At 41.4% G+C, this 20,160-nt stretch carries 15 protein-coding genes and 1 riboswitch; of the genes, 8 read left to right on the top strand and 7 right to left on the bottom strand.

Going from position 1 to position 20,160, the window contains the following annotated elements; translation table 11 throughout:
- Window positions 1–58 precede the first annotated feature (58 nt).
- The 3 genes from DC498_RS08400 to DC498_RS08390 form a co-directional block, all read right to left on the bottom strand.
- Window positions 59–1,945, bottom strand: coding sequence for a TonB-dependent receptor plug domain-containing protein (locus tag DC498_RS08400; RefSeq protein WP_116873715.1), 1,887 nt, complete (start codon window positions 1,943–1,945; stop codon window positions 59–61).
- A 105-nt stretch (window positions 1,946–2,050) separates the two neighbouring features.
- Window positions 2,051–2,301, bottom strand: a riboswitch (cobalamin riboswitch).
- Between the two features lie 59 nt (window positions 2,302–2,360).
- Window positions 2,361–2,945, bottom strand: coding sequence for an AAA family ATPase (locus DC498_RS08395; protein ID WP_240627929.1), 585 nt, complete (start codon window positions 2,943–2,945; stop codon window positions 2,361–2,363).
- An 89-nt stretch (window positions 2,946–3,034) separates the two neighbouring features.
- On the bottom strand, window positions 3,035–3,631 hold the full coding sequence (locus tag DC498_RS08390) for a NifU family protein (RefSeq protein ID WP_116873714.1): 597 nt from the start codon (window positions 3,629–3,631) through the stop codon (window positions 3,035–3,037).
- 232 nt (window positions 3,632–3,863) lie between these two features.
- On the opposite strand from DC498_RS08390, the gene DC498_RS08385 reads away from it, so the two are divergent.
- From DC498_RS08385 to DC498_RS08370, 3 genes are all read left to right on the top strand, one after another.
- A complete protein-coding gene (locus tag DC498_RS08385; protein WP_116873713.1) occupies window positions 3,864–4,379 on the top strand; it encodes a ferritin in 516 nt (171 codons plus the stop codon).
- Between the two features lie 28 nt (window positions 4,380–4,407).
- Entirely contained in the window at window positions 4,408–5,517 is a 1,110-nt protein-coding gene (gene corA, locus DC498_RS08380; RefSeq protein ID WP_116873712.1) for a magnesium/cobalt transporter CorA, read from the top strand.
- Window positions 5,518–5,742: 225 nt separating this feature from the next.
- Window positions 5,743–9,021, top strand: a complete 3,279-nt coding sequence (locus DC498_RS08370) for a S41 family peptidase (protein ID WP_116873710.1) — start codon at window positions 5,743–5,745, stop codon at window positions 9,019–9,021.
- Window positions 9,022–10,227: 1,206 nt separating this feature from the next.
- Here DC498_RS08370 and DC498_RS08365 read toward each other — a convergent pair.
- Complete coding sequence (locus DC498_RS08365) at window positions 10,228–12,765, bottom strand: phosphocholine-specific phospholipase C (protein ID WP_116873709.1); 2,538 nt, start codon at window positions 12,763–12,765, stop codon at window positions 10,228–10,230.
- Window positions 12,766–12,934: 169 nt separating this feature from the next.
- On the opposite strand from DC498_RS08365, the gene DC498_RS08360 reads away from it, so the two are divergent.
- Window positions 12,935–13,447, top strand: coding sequence for a DUF4251 domain-containing protein (locus tag DC498_RS08360; protein WP_116873708.1), 513 nt, complete (start codon window positions 12,935–12,937; stop codon window positions 13,445–13,447).
- 103 nt (window positions 13,448–13,550) lie between these two features.
- Here DC498_RS08360 and DC498_RS08355 read toward each other — a convergent pair whose 3' ends face one another.
- Window positions 13,551–13,985, bottom strand: coding sequence for a LexA family protein (locus tag DC498_RS08355; RefSeq protein ID WP_116873877.1), 435 nt, complete (start codon window positions 13,983–13,985; stop codon window positions 13,551–13,553).
- A 73-nt stretch (window positions 13,986–14,058) separates the two neighbouring features.
- On the opposite strand from DC498_RS08355, the gene DC498_RS08350 reads away from it, so the two are divergent.
- From DC498_RS08350 to DC498_RS08340, 3 genes are all read left to right on the top strand, one after another.
- On the top strand, window positions 14,059–14,670 hold the full coding sequence (locus DC498_RS08350) for a 2'-5' RNA ligase family protein (protein WP_116873707.1): 612 nt from the start codon (window positions 14,059–14,061) through the stop codon (window positions 14,668–14,670).
- Window positions 14,671–14,938: 268 nt separating this feature from the next.
- The gene (locus DC498_RS08345) at window positions 14,939–16,048 is read left to right on the top strand and encodes a PA0069 family radical SAM protein (protein WP_116873706.1); all 1,110 of its coding nucleotides are present in this window, start codon (window positions 14,939–14,941) and stop codon (window positions 16,046–16,048) included.
- A complete protein-coding gene (locus DC498_RS08340; protein WP_116873705.1) occupies window positions 16,045–16,365 on the top strand; it encodes a hypothetical protein in 321 nt (106 codons plus the stop codon). The genes DC498_RS08345 and DC498_RS08340 overlap by 4 nt, the downstream gene beginning before the upstream one ends.
- 74 nt (window positions 16,366–16,439) lie before the next feature.
- Here DC498_RS08340 and DC498_RS08335 read toward each other — a convergent pair whose 3' ends face one another.
- The gene (locus DC498_RS08335; RefSeq protein ID WP_116873704.1) at window positions 16,440–17,408 is read right to left on the bottom strand and encodes an ABC transporter ATP-binding protein; all 969 of its coding nucleotides are present in this window, start codon (window positions 17,406–17,408) and stop codon (window positions 16,440–16,442) included.
- A gap of 196 nt (window positions 17,409–17,604) precedes the next feature.
- Window positions 17,605–18,501, bottom strand: coding sequence for an aldo/keto reductase (locus DC498_RS08330; RefSeq protein WP_116873876.1), 897 nt, complete (start codon window positions 18,499–18,501; stop codon window positions 17,605–17,607).
- 338 nt (window positions 18,502–18,839) lie between these two features.
- Here DC498_RS08330 and DC498_RS08320 point away from each other — a divergent pair, with 338 nt between their 5' ends.
- The gene (locus DC498_RS08320) at window positions 18,840–20,123 is read left to right on the top strand and encodes a UDP-N-acetylmuramoyl-tripeptide--D-alanyl-D-alanine ligase (RefSeq protein WP_116873702.1); all 1,284 of its coding nucleotides are present in this window, start codon (window positions 18,840–18,842) and stop codon (window positions 20,121–20,123) included.
- Window positions 20,124–20,160: the final 37 nt, after the last annotated feature.

Here is a 20,160-nt window from a genome sequence, read left to right as displayed (position 1 = left end):
TAAAAAATGTGCGGATTGAAGCCCGCACATAATTAAAATTATAATCCAATATCCGCGCCTACATCTTTACCCTTATTCCTCCGGTGAAATTAAACCCTAATGTACTATACCCATATACTTCCGTATACTTTGCATTGGTGATATTTTTTATATCAGCAAAAAATTTCACCCTGCTCTTTGCTACAGCATATTCTGCATAAGCGTTCCACATTGTATAGGCTGACAGCGTAACCGCCTGCTGTGAATATGTGCTCATATCATAATAGAGATCACTTCTTTTTGCATAGCTGTTAACTTGTGTGCTGATAAAAAACTGCGGTGTAACCTGGTATCCTATATTAGCGCCAAAACTGTGTTTAGGCCTGCGGATTAGATTGGAGTATGAGGAATCTTTACCATTTGACTTTGTGGTAACTTCTCCATCAACATAGGCATAAAACATTTTTATGCGCAACTTTTTCCCAATGTATAATGTTGGCTCAATTTCAAATCCGTTATCATTTTGTTTGTCAAGATTGATAAGCTGGAAAGAAGGACCATAAATAATAACATTTTCAATCTTACGCTTAAAGTAAACAGCCCTTACATCCAATACTTCAGAAAGCAGTGTTGCCTGCACGCCCCCTTCAATTGTAGAAGACGTTTCCGGTGTAAGATCAGGATTTGCGCTGTACGGCCCGTATAATGCAGATAATGATGGTGCTTTAAACGCAGTAGCATAATTGGCAAATAGTTTTACTTTGTCGTTAATGGTGAATGAAGGATTGATGCTGTACGTAAAGTTGTCGCCGTATTTTGAATGTTTATTATAGCGGCCGCCAAGCTCAAGATTAAACCCTCTCAAATCTTTTAAGAAAAAAGAAAGATATGGGCTTGTAAGCTCAGCCGTTGGGTTTTTAGGATTAGCCGTTTCATCATTCAGCTTTTGCTTATTGTAATGAATACCTGCCAGTAATTGTATATGCTTACTAAAAGAATAATTGCCGAAAAACTCAAGCGTTTTTTTATTGCCTGCATAAGGAGAAGTTCCCCAGGAGTCGGTGAATGTGCGGTTCACTTCATCATAATCGTAAAAGGCCGTTAATGCGCCTTTGCCGAAGTTATATTCAGCCTGCGAGCCAGTAGTAAACATCTGCGCTTTATATGTTGCATCGGCATCAGTAAAAGAGCCGCCATCGTAACCGCCTTTAAAATAAGTATACCTGAAATATGGCTTTATATACAATCCTTTTGCTACCCTCACATTAAAGTCGGCATTAAACGCATTTTGATTAAACCCATCTTTATCAAAACTTGTTGCCGTGGTGGTATCTTCCGCCTCAGAAATGCCTTTGGTTTGATAATGTGTAAATCCAATATTATACGAAGAGCCTTCAGCGGAGCCGCTGATACCTGCATTAGCCCTGATGGTATTATATGACCCTGCTGAAAAACCCGCATAGCCCTGCGCCGGTTTATCTGCTCCTTTCTTTGTAATGATATTAATTACGCCTGCTATAGCATCAGAGCCATATAAGGTAGATTGCGCGCCTTTTAAAATTTCGATGCGCTCAATCTGCTCTGGCGTAAACATTCTTACATCAAATGCCCCTCCTGTGCCCGAAGGGTCACTTACCGGAACACCATTTAGCAGGATAACGGTATAGTCTGTTTTTGCTCCACGCAGGTAAAAACTTTTGTCTTTGCCGGGGTTGCTATATGCGCCATTGATGACCAACCCGGCTTCATCATTCAATATCTGCGAAAGATCTTTGCCATTGCTTCTTTCTATATCTTCTTTTGTGATAACGGAAATCACCTTGCCTGTTTCACTTACCTTTTTCGGAAACCTTGTGGCTGTTATTACTACTTCGTTCAATGAAGTTCCTTTTGTGCTGTCTTGCTGTGCTGATGCTGAAACAAATGAAAATAAAAATGCCGCCAGTAAAAAATGTTTGCTGTTCATTTTGGTTAAATTAATTAATGCGGCAAACAGGTGCAGTGGAAATTATGCGCATACGCTGTACTTATGCGGCATTCATCTCCGGCCTTTCACCCGAAAGCCTTTTGATTGTAAAAGTTATACCTGGCAGGTCTTCTGACTTGGTTTTGTGCCGGAGCCTTCCCATCTCGTTCCAGGCGAGACAGTGGCAGAAACATCAGCAAATGAATAGTAAAAGCTCAATAGCAAACATGCTTAACCAGCATTGCCTGTTGCCCATTCCTATTCACAACCTTACAGCTACGGGGATAGCGCCGGATTTACACCGGACTTCCCTTTTAATGGCGCCAACGGCGCCAACCAAATATTCTGCAAAGATGATGGGGGGAAATGAGAATACCAAAATAGAATAATTAACAAATGCAGCAGACCCCATAGTTCAAGCCTGCAAATTAAATACGGTTAACTTATCCACCGCTTCCTTTGCCCGCTCAAACCGCTCCTCATAATCACCATTGATATCTACCCAGGGCACATCCTGGTTTATCATGATGTCTTTGTAAATATTATACAGCCTTTCTCTTGTCTCAAGATCAGGATATTCACGCAACTCATCTTTTACCCAGGGCAGATCAGTATTGCAAAGCAGGTATAAATCGTATTTGCGATGTATGATCTGCTCAATGATCCACTCATGGCAATTATTGAAAACAAATTCACACCACACTTTCATTACATACATGTTCGTATCAATAAATAATAAAGAAGCGGCATTACTATCTTCTTCTTTCATACCGTTGACATTTCCTGCAGCAATGTCTTCCAACCTTAGCTGTCCTTTTGCGATTGTGAGCAAATCATCATAACTATAGTCTGTTCCGTGTTCCAGCAAATATTCCCTTGCATATTCCCTGCACCAAATGGTATCATAATGCTCTGCAAGTTTATCACATAATGAACTTTTGCCGGTAGATTCCGGGCCGATAATGACGATCTTTTTTATAAGTGAATTTGTGTTGGGCAATGGCGAAAAGTGAATGGGTGAATATAGGCAAAAAAGAAAAGGCGCTCAATAGCAGCACCTTTTAATTTTTATTTTAAATGATTTTAAGATTATTCCGCTTCAGCCACCACTTCTCTTACCTCAGGTATCATTCGCTTCATCATGCCTTCAATGCCACTTTTCAAAGTGATCATAGATGAAGGACAACCGGAGCATGAGCCCTGCAGCATCAGGTTTACCACGCCCTCATTGTAACTTCTGAATTGTATAGCGCCGCCATCCATTTCCACCGCGGGTTTCACGTAATTGTCCAGTATTTCTTTAATGCGCTTTACCACATCGTCATCATCTGCGCTCACAGCGTTGGATGGTTCAGATTTCAGCACCACAACCTCATCTTCATTAATAACCGTTTTCCCTTCTTCCAGGTATTCTTTTAAAAACTGCCTGATATTGGGAATCACATCCTGCCAGTCGGTTTCGCCGGTTTTGGTAAGTGTTACAAAATTACTGGCTATAAAAACCGCTTTAATAAAAGGAAATCCGAAAAGCTCCTGTGCAAGTGGTGAAGGTTTTGCCGAATCCACCTCCGGGAAGTCAATGCTCTTACCCGGGTATAATAATTTGTTTGCCACAAATTTCATCGTTTCCGGGTTGGGAGTCATTTCGGTATATATGCTTATTACCGGGTTGCCTGTCCTGATCATACACTGCTGAATTTTAAGTGTACAAAGATAAACAATAATTCAGTTTGAGGTTGATGGTTTATTATTTTAAGTGGTTACACGACCCTAAAAATGTTATATCCGGGTAATATTAGCAACAGGTTGCAAAACAGGAGATTAGGTAAACAAATCCTGATTATGTACTTTCGGGTTTCCGGAAATAATTTTTATCTTTCTGTATATTAAATATTGTTCACAACAAAATCTCACAAATATGATATCTCCAAAAATTGAAAAGGCACTTAACCAGCAGGTACAACTGGAAGCGGAATCATCACAGATTTATCTTGCAATGGCAAGTTGGGCTGAAGTGGAAGGATATAACGGTGTTTCTGATTTTTTATATAAACACTCTGATGAAGAGCGCATACACATGCTGAAGCTCGTAAAGTTTATCAATGAGCGTGGCGGACACGGCGTAATTCCAAAACTGGAACAACCTTCCATGAAATATAAAGGCGTAAGACCTTTATTTGAACAAGTGTTGAACCATGAAATTCACGTAAGTGAAGAAATCAATAAGCTGGTAGACATTTGCCTGAAAGAAAAAGACTATACCACACATAACTTTTTACAGTGGTATGTAAGCGAACAGATTGAAGAAGAAGCGTTGGCAAGAAGGGTAATAGATAAATTAAAACTGATCGGCGATGACAAAGGCGGATTCTATTTATTCGACAGGGATATCCTTACACTTGAAGCTGCTGTAAGCGCAGGCAAAGGTAAATAATGATGTAACGCCATAATTAATTCCCCCGATGATAAAAAATAAATACCTGCGATATATACCGCTGGCTCAGCCTTTGGCCGCATTATTTGGTACGCAGCGTACGCGGGAATTATTCAAGGTAAATCCTACCATTCTCCCTCAAAGGGAGGAGGCGAAGGATGTAAAAATTTATGTTTTTGACTACGATGCCAATATTGTAAATGAAATAAAGCTGGAGCATATCAATGATTGCTCCGGCTTTAAAAATAACGGGCATATTACGTGGATCAATATTGATGGTTTGCGTAAGTCAGACGTTGAAAATGTATGTACACAATTTGGCATTCACCAACTGCTTATTGAAGATATTCTTAGTATAGGGCAGCGTCCTAAAATGGATGATGTTGAAGGCGTTCTTTTTTGCCTGCTGAATATGCTCTATTTTAATGATGCAACAAAAACAGTTGAAACAGAACAGATCAGCATTGCGCTTGGCAATGACTTTGTCATTTCTTTTCAGGAAGACAGCTCAAGGGATGTGTTTGATCTCCTGCGCTCAAAGCTTAAACTCTCTGCCAGCAAAATACGGCAGCGCGGTGCGGATTATCTTTGCTATACCATGCTCGATATGATAGTTGACAACTATTTTGTTGTGATGGAAAAGCTGGGAGAAGAAATTGAATTACTGGAAGAAGAAGTCATCCGCCGCAGCAATACCCGCTCACTGGCAAGGATCAATCAACTGCGTAAAGAGTTGATCGTTCTCAAAAGAAATATCGCGCCTGTTCGCGAACTGGTGAACGGTTTCATCCGCAGCGAAAGTGACCTGCTCGAAGACAGAACTACAAAATATTTCAAAGACGTATACGATCATATTGTACAGGCTTACGATTTTACCGAGAACTACCGCGATATGATGATGAGCATGCAGGATATTTATATCAATAATGTAAACCTGCGCATGAATGAAGTAATGAAGGTGATGGCGATCGTAACCTGTTTAATGGCACCGGCAACTGTTATTGGTGGTATTTTCGGAATGAACTTTGAAGCTATTCCCCTGTTGCATAACAAATGGGGGTTTTATATTTCCGTAGCCGGTATGTTATTTATACCATTGATAATGCTGTATATTTTTAGAAAGAGAGGCTGGTATTGATCAGGCATCCTGTAACCCTAAACCAATGCCCATCCGTTTATCCTGTTTTATCTACCTTCCTGTATTATAACAATCGTCCAATATTTTACGCAATTACCTTGCCCTGCTTTTTGTGAATTATTTCCAATACAAAGAAACACATGAAATGAGCCATAGTGCAGCCAATAAAAATAAGGGCTGATTGGCGAATTCCATGTGGTAAACAAATCAATTAAAAACAGACACATGAAAAAGCTTTGCTTTTACCTGCTTTTTACAGGAATGTATGTAAGTAACGCGAATGCACAAACAGATGCGGGATTATTTCGTTTCCCGGATGTTTCCAAAACACAAATCGTTTTTTCTTATGCCAATGACTTATGGGTTGCGTCAAAAGATGGCGGCAATGCAGTAAGGTTGAGCTCTCCTGCCGGCGTGGAGATATACCCGAAATTTTCGCCTGACGGGTCTGTCATTGCGTTTACCGGTAATTACGATGGCAACAGGGATGTATATACAATCCCTGTATCCGGCGGCGTGCCACAGCGCATTACTTCGTATAGCGGCAACGACAGGATAGTTGACTGGACAAATGACGGCAAAAACGTACTGTTTGCTTCAATAAGGGAAAGTGGCAAATACCGTTTCAATCAATTCTATACAGTGCCTGCCTCAGGCGGGGCCGCCGTAAAACTGCCATTGGCATACGCGGAGTATGGCGCTTATTCGCCTGATGGCAAACAGATGGCGCTGAACTTCCGCTCACAGGTTGGGCGCAACTGGAAACGCTATCGCGGCGGATGGAATGCAGACATACATATTTTTAATTTTGAAACGCTGGCATCAGAAAATATTTCTGCTAACAGCGATGGAGCAGATGAATTTCCAATGTGGCACGGCAGCTTTATTTATTTCCTCACAGATCGCGGGCCTGAGCAGCGCATGAATTTATGGAGATACGATATCAGCAAAAAATCATTTGAGCAGCTAACAAAATTTACGGATTACGATGCGCATTACCCTTCTATGGGTCCGGATGATATTGTGTTTGAACAGGCAGGTAAATTATATCTCTTTTCTTTAAGTACGCTTCAATATAAGCCCATCAATATAAATGTGGTAATGGATAGAACGGCACTGAAGCCACGACTGGAAAAAGCGGATAAATACATCCAGCATGTAAACATCAGCCCAGATGGTAACCGTGTGCTGGCTGAAGCAAGAGGAGAAATTTTCTCTCTGCCTGCAGAAGATGGGTTTGTTAAAAATCTGACGATGAGTACCGGTGTTGCAGAACGTTATCCATCCTGGAGCCCTGATGGTAAAAGTATTGCATACTGGAGCGATCAAAGCGGAGAGTATGAATTGTGGTTGATGGAAGCCGGTAAAGAAAGTAGTGCAAAAAAATTAACCAGCTACGGCGCAGGCTTCCGCTATCATTTATTCTGGAGTCCCGATAGTAAAAAGCTCGCCTACTTAGATAAAGCGAATAAAATAAAAGTATATGATATTGCTGCAAATCAAACCTACGATGCAGATGCGGCAATGCGGTATAGTTATGGAGAACAGGAAAACTTTTCGTTCAGCTGGTCACCAGACAGCAGGTGGCTTGCCTATAGCAGGGACCTGGAAAACTGGCACAACGCTGTATTCATTTATGATACAAAAAATAAAACAAAATACCAGGTAACCAGCGGCTATTATAATTGTACCAAACCAACTTTTGATACAGAAGGAAAATATTTATTCCTGTTTACCTCGCAAAAATTCCTGCCCTATTACGGCGACTTCGACAATTCATTTATTTACGCTAATTCCACACAGCTCGCTGCTATTGCATTAAAAGCAGACACGCCCTCTGTTCTTGCCGCCAAAAACGATACCGTGTCACTTAAAGCAGATGAAGAGAAAACAGAAAAAGCGCCGGCAAAAGACGACAGGAAAAAGGGGAAAGACAGCAAACCATCAACAGAAGATAAAAAAGAAAAAGATAAACCGGTTGATATTGATTTTGACAATATTGAGCAAAGGCTGGTTATTCTTCCACCTTCATCCGGCAACCTTGGTAATATAAGTACGGTTAAAGGCAAGGTGATTTATGTGCGATACAATAATACCGGCGCCCCGGAAGGACAACCCTCTGTAAAATTTTATGATATTGAAAAGCGCGACGAAAAAACCATACTTGACGGAGCTGGTAACTACTGGTTTTCTGCCGACAAACAAAAAATGCTGGTATCGCGGGCCGGCGCCTATGCGGTAATTAAACCAGAGGAAAATCAAAAATTTGAAAAACCTCTTCGCGTGGCAGAAATGATGATGACTGTTGATCCGATGCAGGAGTGGAAACAGCTATTTACTGACGCATGGCGTTTGGAAAGAGATTATTTCTATGACCCCAACATGCACGGGATTGACTGGAATCTTGTAAAGGAAAGGTATATGAAAATGCTGAATGACGCTTTAACAAGAGAAGATGTTGATTTTATTCTTGGTGAGATGATTGGCGAGTTAAATGCCTCCCACACCTATCATGGAGGCGGCGACGGTGAAACGGAGAAAAGAGAATCCTGCGGGTATCTTGGTGTTGACTGGCAGGCTGATGGAAAATATTACAGGATCAAAAAAATCCTGAAACCCGCCTCATGGGATGCAGAAGAGCGCTCACCGTTAGCCGAATCAGGTATAAAAATAAAAGAAGGCGATTATATACTGGCAGTAAATGGGGTGCCGCTTACCACAGCGCAGGAGCCCTACCTTGCTTTTATTGGATTAGCTAATAAAACCATTGAGCTTACCTACAATAGCACGGCATCTTTTACAGGTGCAAGAACAGCCGTGGTAAAAACGATGGATGATGAATACCGCCTTCGCAATCTTGCATGGATTGAAGGTATGCGCAAGCATGTAGAAGAAGCCTCTAATGGAGAGGTAGGTTATATTTACGTGCCAAGCACAGGCATTGACGGACAGACAGAGCTGTTGCGTCAACTGAATGCACAAACAGATAAGAAGGCATTGATTATTGATGAACGCTTTAATGATGGCGGGCAGATACCTGATCGTTTTATTGAAATGCTGGATCGCCCGCCGGTTGCGTATTGGGCGATACGTGATGGAAAAGATTGGCCCTGGCCACCGCAATCCAACTTTGGACCCAAGGTAATGCTGATGAACGGGTGGAGCGGATCCGGCGGTGATGCTTTTCCTGACTTTTTCAGGAAAAGAGGATTAGGCCCATTGATAGGCACAAGAACATGGGGAGGCTTAATTGGCATCAGCGGCTGCCCGGACCTGATTGACGGAGGAGGAATAACTGTTCCTACTTTCCGTATGTATAATGTTGATGGCACCTGGTTTAAAGAAGGGCATGGCGTTGACCCTGATATTGAAGTGCCGGAAGACCTGACGGCAATGGCTAAGGGCATTGATCCGCAACTGGAACGTGCCATAACGGAAATAAAGAACCTGATGAAAACGAAAGGCTATACTCCACCTAAGGTGCCGGCGTATGAAAAGAGATAGGGAACGGTAGAGGGAGGAAGGAAGGAGGAGTGGTAAGATTTGAACGCGTCACGCCGCCACCGCGAACTGTCATGCCGAGTACCAAACCTGAATCAGGAAAAATATAAGGATGACATTTGCTTTCTTTCTACAAACAGTTGGCCGCTATGCGGCAGGATGCCGGTTACAGCTTACAAGTTCCCGGCTTACCGGTTGCAATATTCACTGGTTATTTCACAGAGGTACACGAAGGCTACACAAAGAGCCACAAAGAATAATAAAACACTCTGTGTAACTTTGTGTATCCTTCGTGGCTCTTTGTGTAACAAACCCATTCCCGCCGGGCAGACACCGAAATTCGTGGCAGGAAATATATCAGGGGTTATTTAAAAATAACTTCGGGCATGCCCGATACGCAGAATGGAACACGGATAAAACGGATATGGCGGATATTTACGGAATATATCGGTGTTTATCAGTATCATCCGTGTATTCCGTGTGCTATTCTATAAAAAGTATTTGTTGTAATGCTAAATCATTATACACACGGCGCAACGCAGGAAACCTGTTTTTCAATTCATCCGTAATGATGTCATTATAAGGCACGAGGCATCTGCCATAAATAGCAGTAGTACCTACATTCGGAAAATTGGAATACTCTTTCTTAAGGAAATGACATTGAATAGTGAATTTAAAAAAGCCACGTCATAATCGACATGGCTTTAATATTTTTGAAATCTCAGAGGTTAGATGTCTTACGGTTAATAAGGGAGCTGATGATTTCCGGTTCTAACGGGTTGGTTGTTCAGAATTTGGAGTGGTGCTTCCAGGTATTGGTTTACTGCTTTTTAAGGATGATGGATTGGTTTTTAAGCATTGGAGTGATATATGGTAATTGCTTAGGAGTGGATTTGAGTTTCAGAGGATCCGGATTTATCTCGGTGGCTTTCTCAGGATTTGGATGGATTGTGCTTTTCTAACGGTTTCCGGTTTTCAGAGGATGTGGCTGCTGTATCGCTGTTTGACAATACAAAGATGTAAAGGAAACAGCAGCTTTAAAACTTATTTCGGTAAAGGTGAATAATGCTTCGATTTTCGGGAGAAAAGCCCCGATGAAGAAAATAATCGTGACAAAAAAATAGGGAGTACTGTTAACTCCCTATAATCCGTTAAACCTCATATCTCAGGTAAAATGGCCGATTGTTGAAAGCAGTTAGCTGAAACGCATCACACCACTCTCCCCATATAAGGATCTGTAATATTTTCCTTACCTGTTTCAACCCGGCCGGCAAATCTTTTTTCAAAATTTCCAGCGCCTGATACTTTTACCGTAAAGTCATACCAGCCACTGCTTTTACCAAGGTTAAGCACAACATTTTCTGTGGTAGATTTTGTTATAACTCGCTTTACAATTTTGTTTTTATATGCATTGTCAATAACCTCAACGTGTAAGGATCCCCGGGCGCTTTTGTTTGTAAGCTTTAACTCAATATTGCCGGATATATTTTTTGTTGCAGAGGATTCGTATTTACAAAGAATATCAACAAGAGGGTCATTCTTATCTCCTTTAAACTCCCTGAAAAAGCCATTAGGCCCATAAGCGCATAAATGATATTTACCGGCTTCAAATGCATCAACCGGCCATTCGTATGTCAGGCTATCGCCTGCTACAACTGCAAACGCCCAGTTTTTTCCATTTTCAGTTTTACCTTTTTCATCTGTAAACGCTCCCGGGGCATATATGCTGAATGGTGATCCGCAGGATTGATTTCCGAAAACTGCGTTACCTGCTGTCAGCTTAATTGCTATGTTTTTTCTATCACTGCTTAACCGGCTATCAGCGTATAATTCATACGATAAAGGAGTGGCTTTTCTTGTTCCTTCTTCCTGTGATGACATCAATCCTGATAAATCGGCTTTCTTTACTGATTGCTCAATTTCACTGGTTGAGATATTTTTATAGCTGGCCGGCGCATTCTTAAACTTAGCATTATAAATATCTTCTACAAATTCATTTCTCTGCAAAAAAGGAACTTTGTTTACCGGTGTACCATCAAAGGGGCTGAATGCCGAGGTAAGGTCTCCACATATAGTACGCCGCCATTTACTGATATTATCTAAGTGGATATTTTTATTGAATTTTTTATTGATGAAAGTTTCAAGAAACTGCAGGGTGGATGTGTGATCAAATACTTCTGAACATACCTTACCGCCCCTGCTCCATGGTGATGCAATGACCATAGGCACTCTGAAGCCTAAGCCAACCGGTGCTTCTCTTGCCTGCTTTTCAGGAATACCGTGTTTTAATTCATGTTCTAGTCTTACATGTTCTATTTCCGTATCAATGCCTTCAGAGCATTTGCCGGTTCCCGGCTTATTATTATCCGGTATGGAGAACGGTGGTATATGATCGTAGTAGCCATCATTTTCATCGTAGGTTAAAATGAGAATGGTTTTCTTCCATACCTCCGGATTTTTAGTGAGTATATCCAGTACTTCAGAAACATACCATGCTCCATACCAGGGTGCGCTGGGATGATCAGAAAAGTTTTGCGGGCCGGCAAACCATGAAACGGTTGGAAGTTTTCCTTCATTCACATCTTTACGAAATTGATGTAGTATATCTCCTGCAGGTATGGTTACTGTTCTTTCCTCATTGCCATCCCTGTACTTTAGCTGTGTAATACTGCGATAGTTTGGATCGCCTTCGTTTACAACAAAGGCATTGCGATAAAGATTTTTTTCCTTTTCAGGCAGCTGCTCAAATGTTGCCTTATTCCACTTCTTTAATTCTTCCTGGGCATTACCAAGCACCTCTTGTTTTTTCGCAATTTCAGTTTGTATTTTTTTAGCGGCATCTTCGCTTGAAGGACTTTCTTCCTGCAGTTTTGTTATTTGACCGGGTAATTCATCGGCAAGTTTTTGTAAGTTTTGAATATATCGGGGAGAAAATTTTACATTGTATGCCGCGAAAAATTCCAGCAGGTTACAACCAAAGTTTGCCAGCCATGATCGCTCTTCTCCCTGGAAGCCACCACCGCAGCTTATCTCATTCTGATAAAACTTCCACGATATATCGTTCTCCTGCAATAGCTCAGGAAATGTTTGCCACTGCATTTTGCCATAGCTGTAATTATCATTACGGATATTAGCTTTGGGAATATCGTTTTCTATATTGGTTATTTTACCCGTCCAGAAAAAAGAGCGGTTGGGCGTTGTGCTCGTCATTGCTGAGCAAAAATTCTGATCGCAAACGGTGAAAGCGTCCGCCATGCCAAAATTAAATGGCAGGTCAGCTCTTGTATAATGCCCCATAGTTAAAGGCATATCTGAATAGTTTTTATTGCCCGATTTTTTTGCCTGCAACCACTTATCGTACTTCCCCCCGTTATGCGCATCTACCTGGCTTGGCCGGGAGTGGGGAAGATCACCCATCCATGTTACTTTAGTATCTTTTATATCAAGCCTGAACGGTGCATAAGTTTCTCCCTTATCATTGGTTTGAAACCAAACAGGTTTTTTATCCGGTAACAAAATGGCTCTCGGATCATTAAAGCCTCTTACGCCCTGCAACGTTCCAAAACAATGATCAAAAGACCTGTTCTCCTGCATCATTATTACAATATGCTCCGCATCCATAAATGTACTGCCGGGGGCAGGATCAATAGCAAATGCTTTTTGGATAGATTCAGGAACAAAAGATGAAAGGCCTGCAGCGCCGGACAGCAGCATTGACTTACGAAGGAATTCTCTTCGGGTATCCATAACAGATTTATTGAATTAATATGAGCAATAGCAACCCTTTCAAATATCGTACATTATACCTAATAGCTATTATTATTTTTATTGTTTTCTCAATGTCATAATAAAATTTTCCAAACACTTGTATTAAGGATAACCTGTGTTGTAACTTTATAGACATAAAATAGCTTTTATGAAACAGTATAATAAATTTCGCTTTATTGCTCCAGGTATCGCGTTATTTTTTTGCCTGTATTTTTTTGCTTCCTGCTCCACCACAAAACAACCTGTTGAAGTAGTGGGTGCGTCTGAGGCAGAGATGGCGCAGGCGATCACATCAGGTAAATGGATATTTGTTGCCAACCAGGTTATGCCTCAACGTGGCCGCTCACGAACGCTTACCTCACGCTACACTGTTATTTTAAATAATGATACACTTACATCAGCGCTTCCTTATTTTGGACGTGCCTATACCGCACCCATAGGCGAAACAACAAGCCCGTTAGATTTCAGCTCAACAAATTTTACCCTGAACAAGAATGAATCAGGTACAGGAAGATGGGACATCAATATCAGGGCAAATGATGTTCGCGAAGTTCAGGTATATAATTTTACTTTATTTACCAATGGCTCGGCTCAGTTAAATGTGCAGCTTACCAACAGGAGCCCTGTCAGCTTCAGTGGCAGGGTAATGCCGGTAAAATAACTGGTTGGCAGCCTGTTATATTTAAACGATGGATATTGCATTTTGCGAATCGTAATATCCGTCGTTTTATAAGCTAAAACAGATTTTCTTCCTAAGCTGGCTTCTAACATGCATGTATACAATACGTAACCACGCCCCACACGGCAAAATCTGCTCCCGATATATCAACGTCAATCGGTGAAAGATTTTTGCATTCAGGAATAAGCCTTGTTTTGTTAAAAGTTTTTTCTAACCGCCGTATCAGCATTTCACCATTGAGCACAGCAATCACAATTTTACCATTGGCTGCCTTCACCGACCGGTCTACTATTACAATATCACCATTGGAAATACCTGCATCAATCATAGCATCGCCGCCTACACGCATTATAAATGTAGCGGGTTTATTTCTCATCAATTCTTCATTCAAATCAATACTGCGTTCCATATAATCATCTGCAGCAGCTCCGAATCCTGTAGCATCCGAATGCTCCACATCCCACTGGCTGAATTTTTTTGTTCCGTTATAACTGGATTTATAAAAAACTTTCTCTTCCATATATTTAAAAATTTGTTTTACTAAAATATTTAGTAAATTTATGCTAAATAATTGATTGATCAAAATCATCGTTATGCAAAAAATAATTCAGGCATTACCCGGGTATAACGTAAACGAATACCTGCTGGTGCTAAGTCCGCCGGAAGAGCTGTGGCACAAGATCATGAAGATAAAAGAAGATTTTGCCAACACCTACAAAACAGATACTGCCAGGTGGGGCAAACCGCATATCTCCCTGGTAAACTTTGTGCAGTATGAAATGATGGAATCAAGAATCATACACCGGTTGAAAACAGTGGCAATGGGTTCGCCGGCATTTAAGCTGGAGCTGAAAGATTACGGAAGTTTTCCTTCGCACACCATATATATAAATGTGCTATCAAAAATACCGGTGCAGAACCTGGTTAAGGAAATCCGTACAGAAACACAGCGGCTCATGAAATTAAATGATGATAATAAGCCGCATTTTATGCTGGAGCCACATCTTACTATTGCACGCAAACTGGCGCCCTGGCAATATGAAAAAGGCTGGCAGGAATACAGTCACCGGCATTTTACCGGACGTTTTATTGCAGATAGCATGCTGCTGCTGAAAAGGCGTGTTGGCGAAAAAGCATACCAGATAGCGGAGCGGTTTGTATTTCAGAATTTGCCGGTGATGACGAGGCAGGGTGAGTTGTTCTGATTGGATAATCACGGAGATACTGGGACACTGAGTTTCACAGAGAATTTTTAATTACTGAAAATTATGGAACAATATATAGCACAGCTGTATAAACGCTTTCTGAAAAAGAAAAGCAGTCAGCATCTCAAATGATGGATACAGCTACACACTTCCTATGAAAGAAGGAATTAAAAGAATGATTTTATAATTTATCACGCTATGCAGATATGAATACATGACCCGCGTGACTCACTGTATTCTCACTGCTTCTGTGATGCAACAAAATTATATGTCCAACAAATTACAACAAGATCACTATAAAGTATCTGCTCGGGATAAAGAAGAAGCCGAGCAATACCTGCATGGCAGGGGCGCCCAGTTTAATACCAAAAACAAATTCTTAAAAGACGAAATTACCCGCGAACATATTGAAGGCATTGATGACTGGACAGACCCTAATGTTCCCACCCAATATATAGAACAGCAAAGCAAAACCATTGTGAATAAAGTGGATAGCCCTGATGTTGGAATGGCTTACAGCATGAATGCCTATGCAGGCTGCGAACACGGCTGTATATACTGTTATGCCCGCAATGTGCATGAATACTGGGGCTACAGTGCAGGACTTGATTTTGAAAGAAAGATCATCGTAAAAATGAACGCACCTCAATTACTGCGCAAGCAGCTTATGCATCCCAAATGGGAAGTAATGCCGATAATGGTTAGTGGTAATACAGATTGCTACCAACCGGCGGAACAGAAGTATCGCTTAACAAGAGGATTATTACAGGTTTGTAATGAATTTAATCATCCCGTAGGTATACTCACCAAAAATGCCTGGATCATAAAAGATAAAGATGTATTGCAGGAACTTGCACAAAAAAAACTGGTAACAGCAATGGTTTCCATTACCTCTTTTAATGAAGAGCTGCGCCGCGTAATGGAGCCGCGAACAGCTACAGCGGTTCAGCGATTGAGAGTAATTGAAGAACTAAGCAATGCCGGTATAAAAATGGGCATTATGATGGGTCCGATGATACCCGGGCTTAATGACCATGAAATGCAGCGCATCATGAAGTCGGCGGCAGATGCAGGTGCAACGTTTACGGCGTATACATTTATCCGTTTGAATGGCGCCATCAAATTTTTGTTTCACGACTGGCTGTATAAAAATTTCCCCGACCGGGCGGATAAGGTTTGGCACATGATAGAACAAAGTCACGATGGTAAGGTAAATGATACCCGCTGGGGCCTGCGTATGCGTGGTGAAGGCGCCATAGCGCAGATCATAGCGCAGCAGTATAAAAAATATGGCAAGCTCTATCATATGAATGAGGGAAGGCAGGGATTGGATACTACGATCTTCAGAAGACCGGGAGAACAGGGGAAGTTGTTTTGAAGGAATATTGTAGCCTGGTGATTAATGACCTGGTGTATTATTATGACAAAGGATATCTCCTTCAGGTTCGTAAAGACAACGTGTATAAGATTGCCATTAAGAAAACTATAAAATTTTACCAGCGCGTGGATTCCGAAAGCATTTCTTTTGAAGGCCCCAAAACCCGGACAGGGATGTTTCACATCGACAAAGTAAGATATTATCCTGTAGTTAAGTACTTTATTGGCGACAGGTTTAACCATTTTATAAAAGCCAATGCAATTGATTTTAAAAAGGAGGAAGATATAATCAAATTATTCCGGTATTGTAACAAATGATTTTTTGCTTCCTGTCTCCTGCTGCTAAATAACTTTTAAAACTTTCACTGTTGCTATTCACTATTGCCCATTCATTACAAAAACCACGGCACTTCCGGAATTTGTATAGACACCGTAACCTGCTGATCAACGCTTAAACTGTCGGTTTCAGTTTTGATAGTAACAATATGTTGATTGATGGCAATATCAACGTCGTAATAATCCCCGGTAAATAATACTTTCTTCACCACGCCTTTCAGCATTGGTTTTTGTGTGCCGTTAACCGTGCATTGAGAAGAACGTATAAAAAGATTTTTTCCATCCGGCACAGTATAATTTATTACACTTCCAGGCAGTAAAATATATTTACCAAAAAGCCCTGCTGCATATTCGTTAACCGGTCTTTTATAAATTTCCTCAGGAGAGCCCTGCTGAATAACTGCTCCGTTTTGTATGATTAAAATATTATCTGCCCACGATAATACATCCTGCGGATCATGAGAAACAAGGATACAGGTAAGCTGCAGCCTTTTACCAATATCTTCTATAACAGATTTTAAAATGGTTTTGTGTGTAAAATCAAGATTGGAAAAGGGTTCATCAAGCAACAGTAATTGGGGAGAACTAACCAATAATTTAGCAAGCGCTATACGCTGCCTTTCTCCCCCTGAAATTTGATTTGTCCAACGTTTCAGTAAATGATCAATGCGGCAGATGGTATAAATATTTTGTGCTTCATCTTCTTCGAGCGTATTGCCGTACGATAATACTTCTTCAACGCGATAGTTATTTCTTAATTCAAAATGCTGCGACAGGTATGCAATGCCTTTATGCCCGGGTATTAGTGTTTCAAGCGGGCTTAAAACTTTTTCTCCCCTGAACAGTACTACTCCGGAATCGGCATGCGCTAGTCCGCCAATAATTTTTAGCAAAGTGCTTTTGCCTGAGCCCGTTGCACCTGCTATTGCCGTTTTGCTGAACTGAGCAACGGAAAGGTTAATGTTTTTGATTTCAAATCCAAGCTCATCCTTTCTATTTACTTCCGATATTTTTAAAAAGTCCATTTGCTGATTAAGTTTATAGGCTTAGGTTTTTAAAACGCCCGTAATTAGCAGGTAAAAATTATGCCGATACACCATCTGCAATTTCTACCAGTAACCTGGTTAGCCGGTTGCGGAAGCAAAAAAACAAAAATTTAAAGTAACCTTTGCCGGCATATATCCTATGTGCTTAAAATACTCAATTCCGGTCTACGATGTGCTACCTATGCAACTCATAATAATTCACCGGGAGCTGGGAACGCAGATACGCTATTTCATTTTCAGTAAGTGGTGGAGCAAGCGTAGCCGCAATAATATCGCGGAGCTGCTCAGGCGTGCGTATGCCCACAACTGCTGCTGTTACTTCCTGCCGGGCCAGCACAAACTGTAAAGCTGTTTGCGATGCATTTCTCTGCAACCCGGAAATAGCCTGCACCGCAGATGCCATTTTATATACCTGGTCTTCATCATAATTAAGGTATGGGTTAGCGTGTTTGCCCGCAAGTAATCCTCCTGCTAAGCTTCCCCTCGTCAAAATGCCAATCCTGTTTTCTTCCAGCAAAGAAAAACAGGTTTCTTCCGGCCGCCGGTCAAGCAAACTATACTGCATCATCACGCTCACTATAGCAGCGCGCTGCACATATTCACGTATAACATTCGGCCTTATAGAAGAAATACCATAGAACCTGATCTTGCCCTGTTGCTTCAGGATTTCAAAAGCTTCGATTGTTTCATCTATCGGGTCATCAATTGTACCACCATGTAGCTGGTAAAGATCAATATAATCTGTTTGCAATCTTTTAAGGCTTTCTTCCACTTCGGTAAGCATATGCTCTTTCCGGGGATCCCAGTCAAGTCCTTTACCATCTGGCCTGCGGCGGTTGCCCACCTTGGTAGCAATAATTACTTTGCTTCTTTTTTCTTTAATTGCTTTGCCAAGTGTCTCTTCATTAAAGCCATCCTGGTAAATATTGGCGGTATCAAAGCAATTTATACCCGAATCAATTGCTTCGTGAATCAACATGGCATTGGCATCATCATCTCTGCCAAGAGACATGCAGCCAAACACCACTTCGCTTACAGATAAGGTTGACTTTCCAGGTGTGTGGTATTTCATGGAAAATGCTTTGTTATACAAAGTTAGGGGATTAGCGGGGAGCGGGGAGCTATCGGCTTTCAGCTATCAGCAGTCAGCTAAAGAGCTAAGCCCACTGTTTTGCTTTTAGGGGATAAAAAATTTTGATGCTAAAGCTTCACCCATGCCAGGTAAAATACAACTGCTATCCACCACTGATCTGCATTGACCTGACACCCTTACCTTGTACTCTGTTCAATATCCATACACCAATCTCAGACTTCAGCAACCGCCCACCGCTCACAGCCCTTAGCTGATAGCTGACTGCTGATAGCTGACCCATGACCGCTGACTGCTCAATCTTACCTACTTTTGCAGCTATGCGCATAGAACAGCTATATGATCATTTCCTGCAATTTTCATCTGTAGAAACAGATACCAGGAAACTTAAGCCCGGTGATATTTTTTTTGCTTTGAAAGGCCCAAGCTTCAACGGCAATCTTTTTGCCAAAAAGGCGCTTGATGAAGGCGCCGCTTTTGTGGTGGTAGATGAAGACCCGGGCTTTTCTGATAACAGGATCATCCGCACGGCTAATGTACTTACTACCCTGCAGGAGCTTGCGGGTTATCACAGGCGGCAATTCAATATTCCTGTTATTGCTATTACCGGCAGCAACGGAAAAACAACGACCAAGGAGCTGGTTCATGCTGTGCTTTCTTCTGCATACAGAACCTATACCACCCAGGGAAATTTAAACAACCATATCGGTATACCACTTACATTACTGGCTATACAAAAAGACGCGGAAATAGCCGTAGTGGAAATGGGTGCTAACCATCTTAAAGAAATAGAAGGCTATTGTGTATATACTGCGCCTACTCACGGTTTGATCACTAATTGCGGCAAAGCTCATCTTGAAGGTTTTGGCGGCATTGAAGGCGTAAGAAAAGGAAAGGGGGAACTGTTTGATTACCTGCGCCTGAATAATGGCACTGCTTTCGTAATGTGGGATTATGATTACCTGCGGGAGATGAGCAAAGGAATTCCTACCATATATACATATGGAACGGATGCGGCTAATATAACCGGCAATACCATTAAAAGCGAACCTTTTCTTGAAATAGGCTGGATAAAAGCCGGCAATATTATGCCTGTTCAAACACAACTGGTAGGCGATTATAACCTGCCAAACGTGCTGGCTGCTATTGCTGCAGGCAAATATTTTAAAGTTCCTGATGAAAAGATCATTGCATCTATTCAGCAATACACACCTTCAAACAGCCGCTCACAGTTGATTGAAAAAGGAAGCAATAAAATTATACTGGATGCCTATAACGCCAACCCGAGCAGCATGAAGCTGGCAATAGAGAATTTTTCAAAAATCCGGGCTGACAATAAAGTATTGGTATTAGGGGCTATGATGGAACTTGGCCCTGAAAGTAAAAAAGAACACCAGGACATTGTTTCCCTGATAAAAAATTATACGTGGAGCAATGTGATTTTGGTGGGAGGAGATTTTGAAGGTATTGCTGAGCCTTTTGTATATTTTAAAAATGCAACCGAAGCTACAGCCTGGTTAAAGCAACACAAGCCGGTAAATAGTTCATTGCTGGTAAAGGGTTCGAGGAGTATGAAGATGGAAACCATATTAGATGTGTTGTGAGTTGTCATAATGCATTAACATTTGTTCATCTGCAGCA

The organism is Terrimonas sp. (assembly GCF_003075435.1).
Lineage (GTDB): Bacteria > Bacteroidota > Bacteroidia > Chitinophagales > Chitinophagaceae > Agriterribacter.
This window is presented reverse-complemented; position numbering and strand designations above follow the sequence as displayed.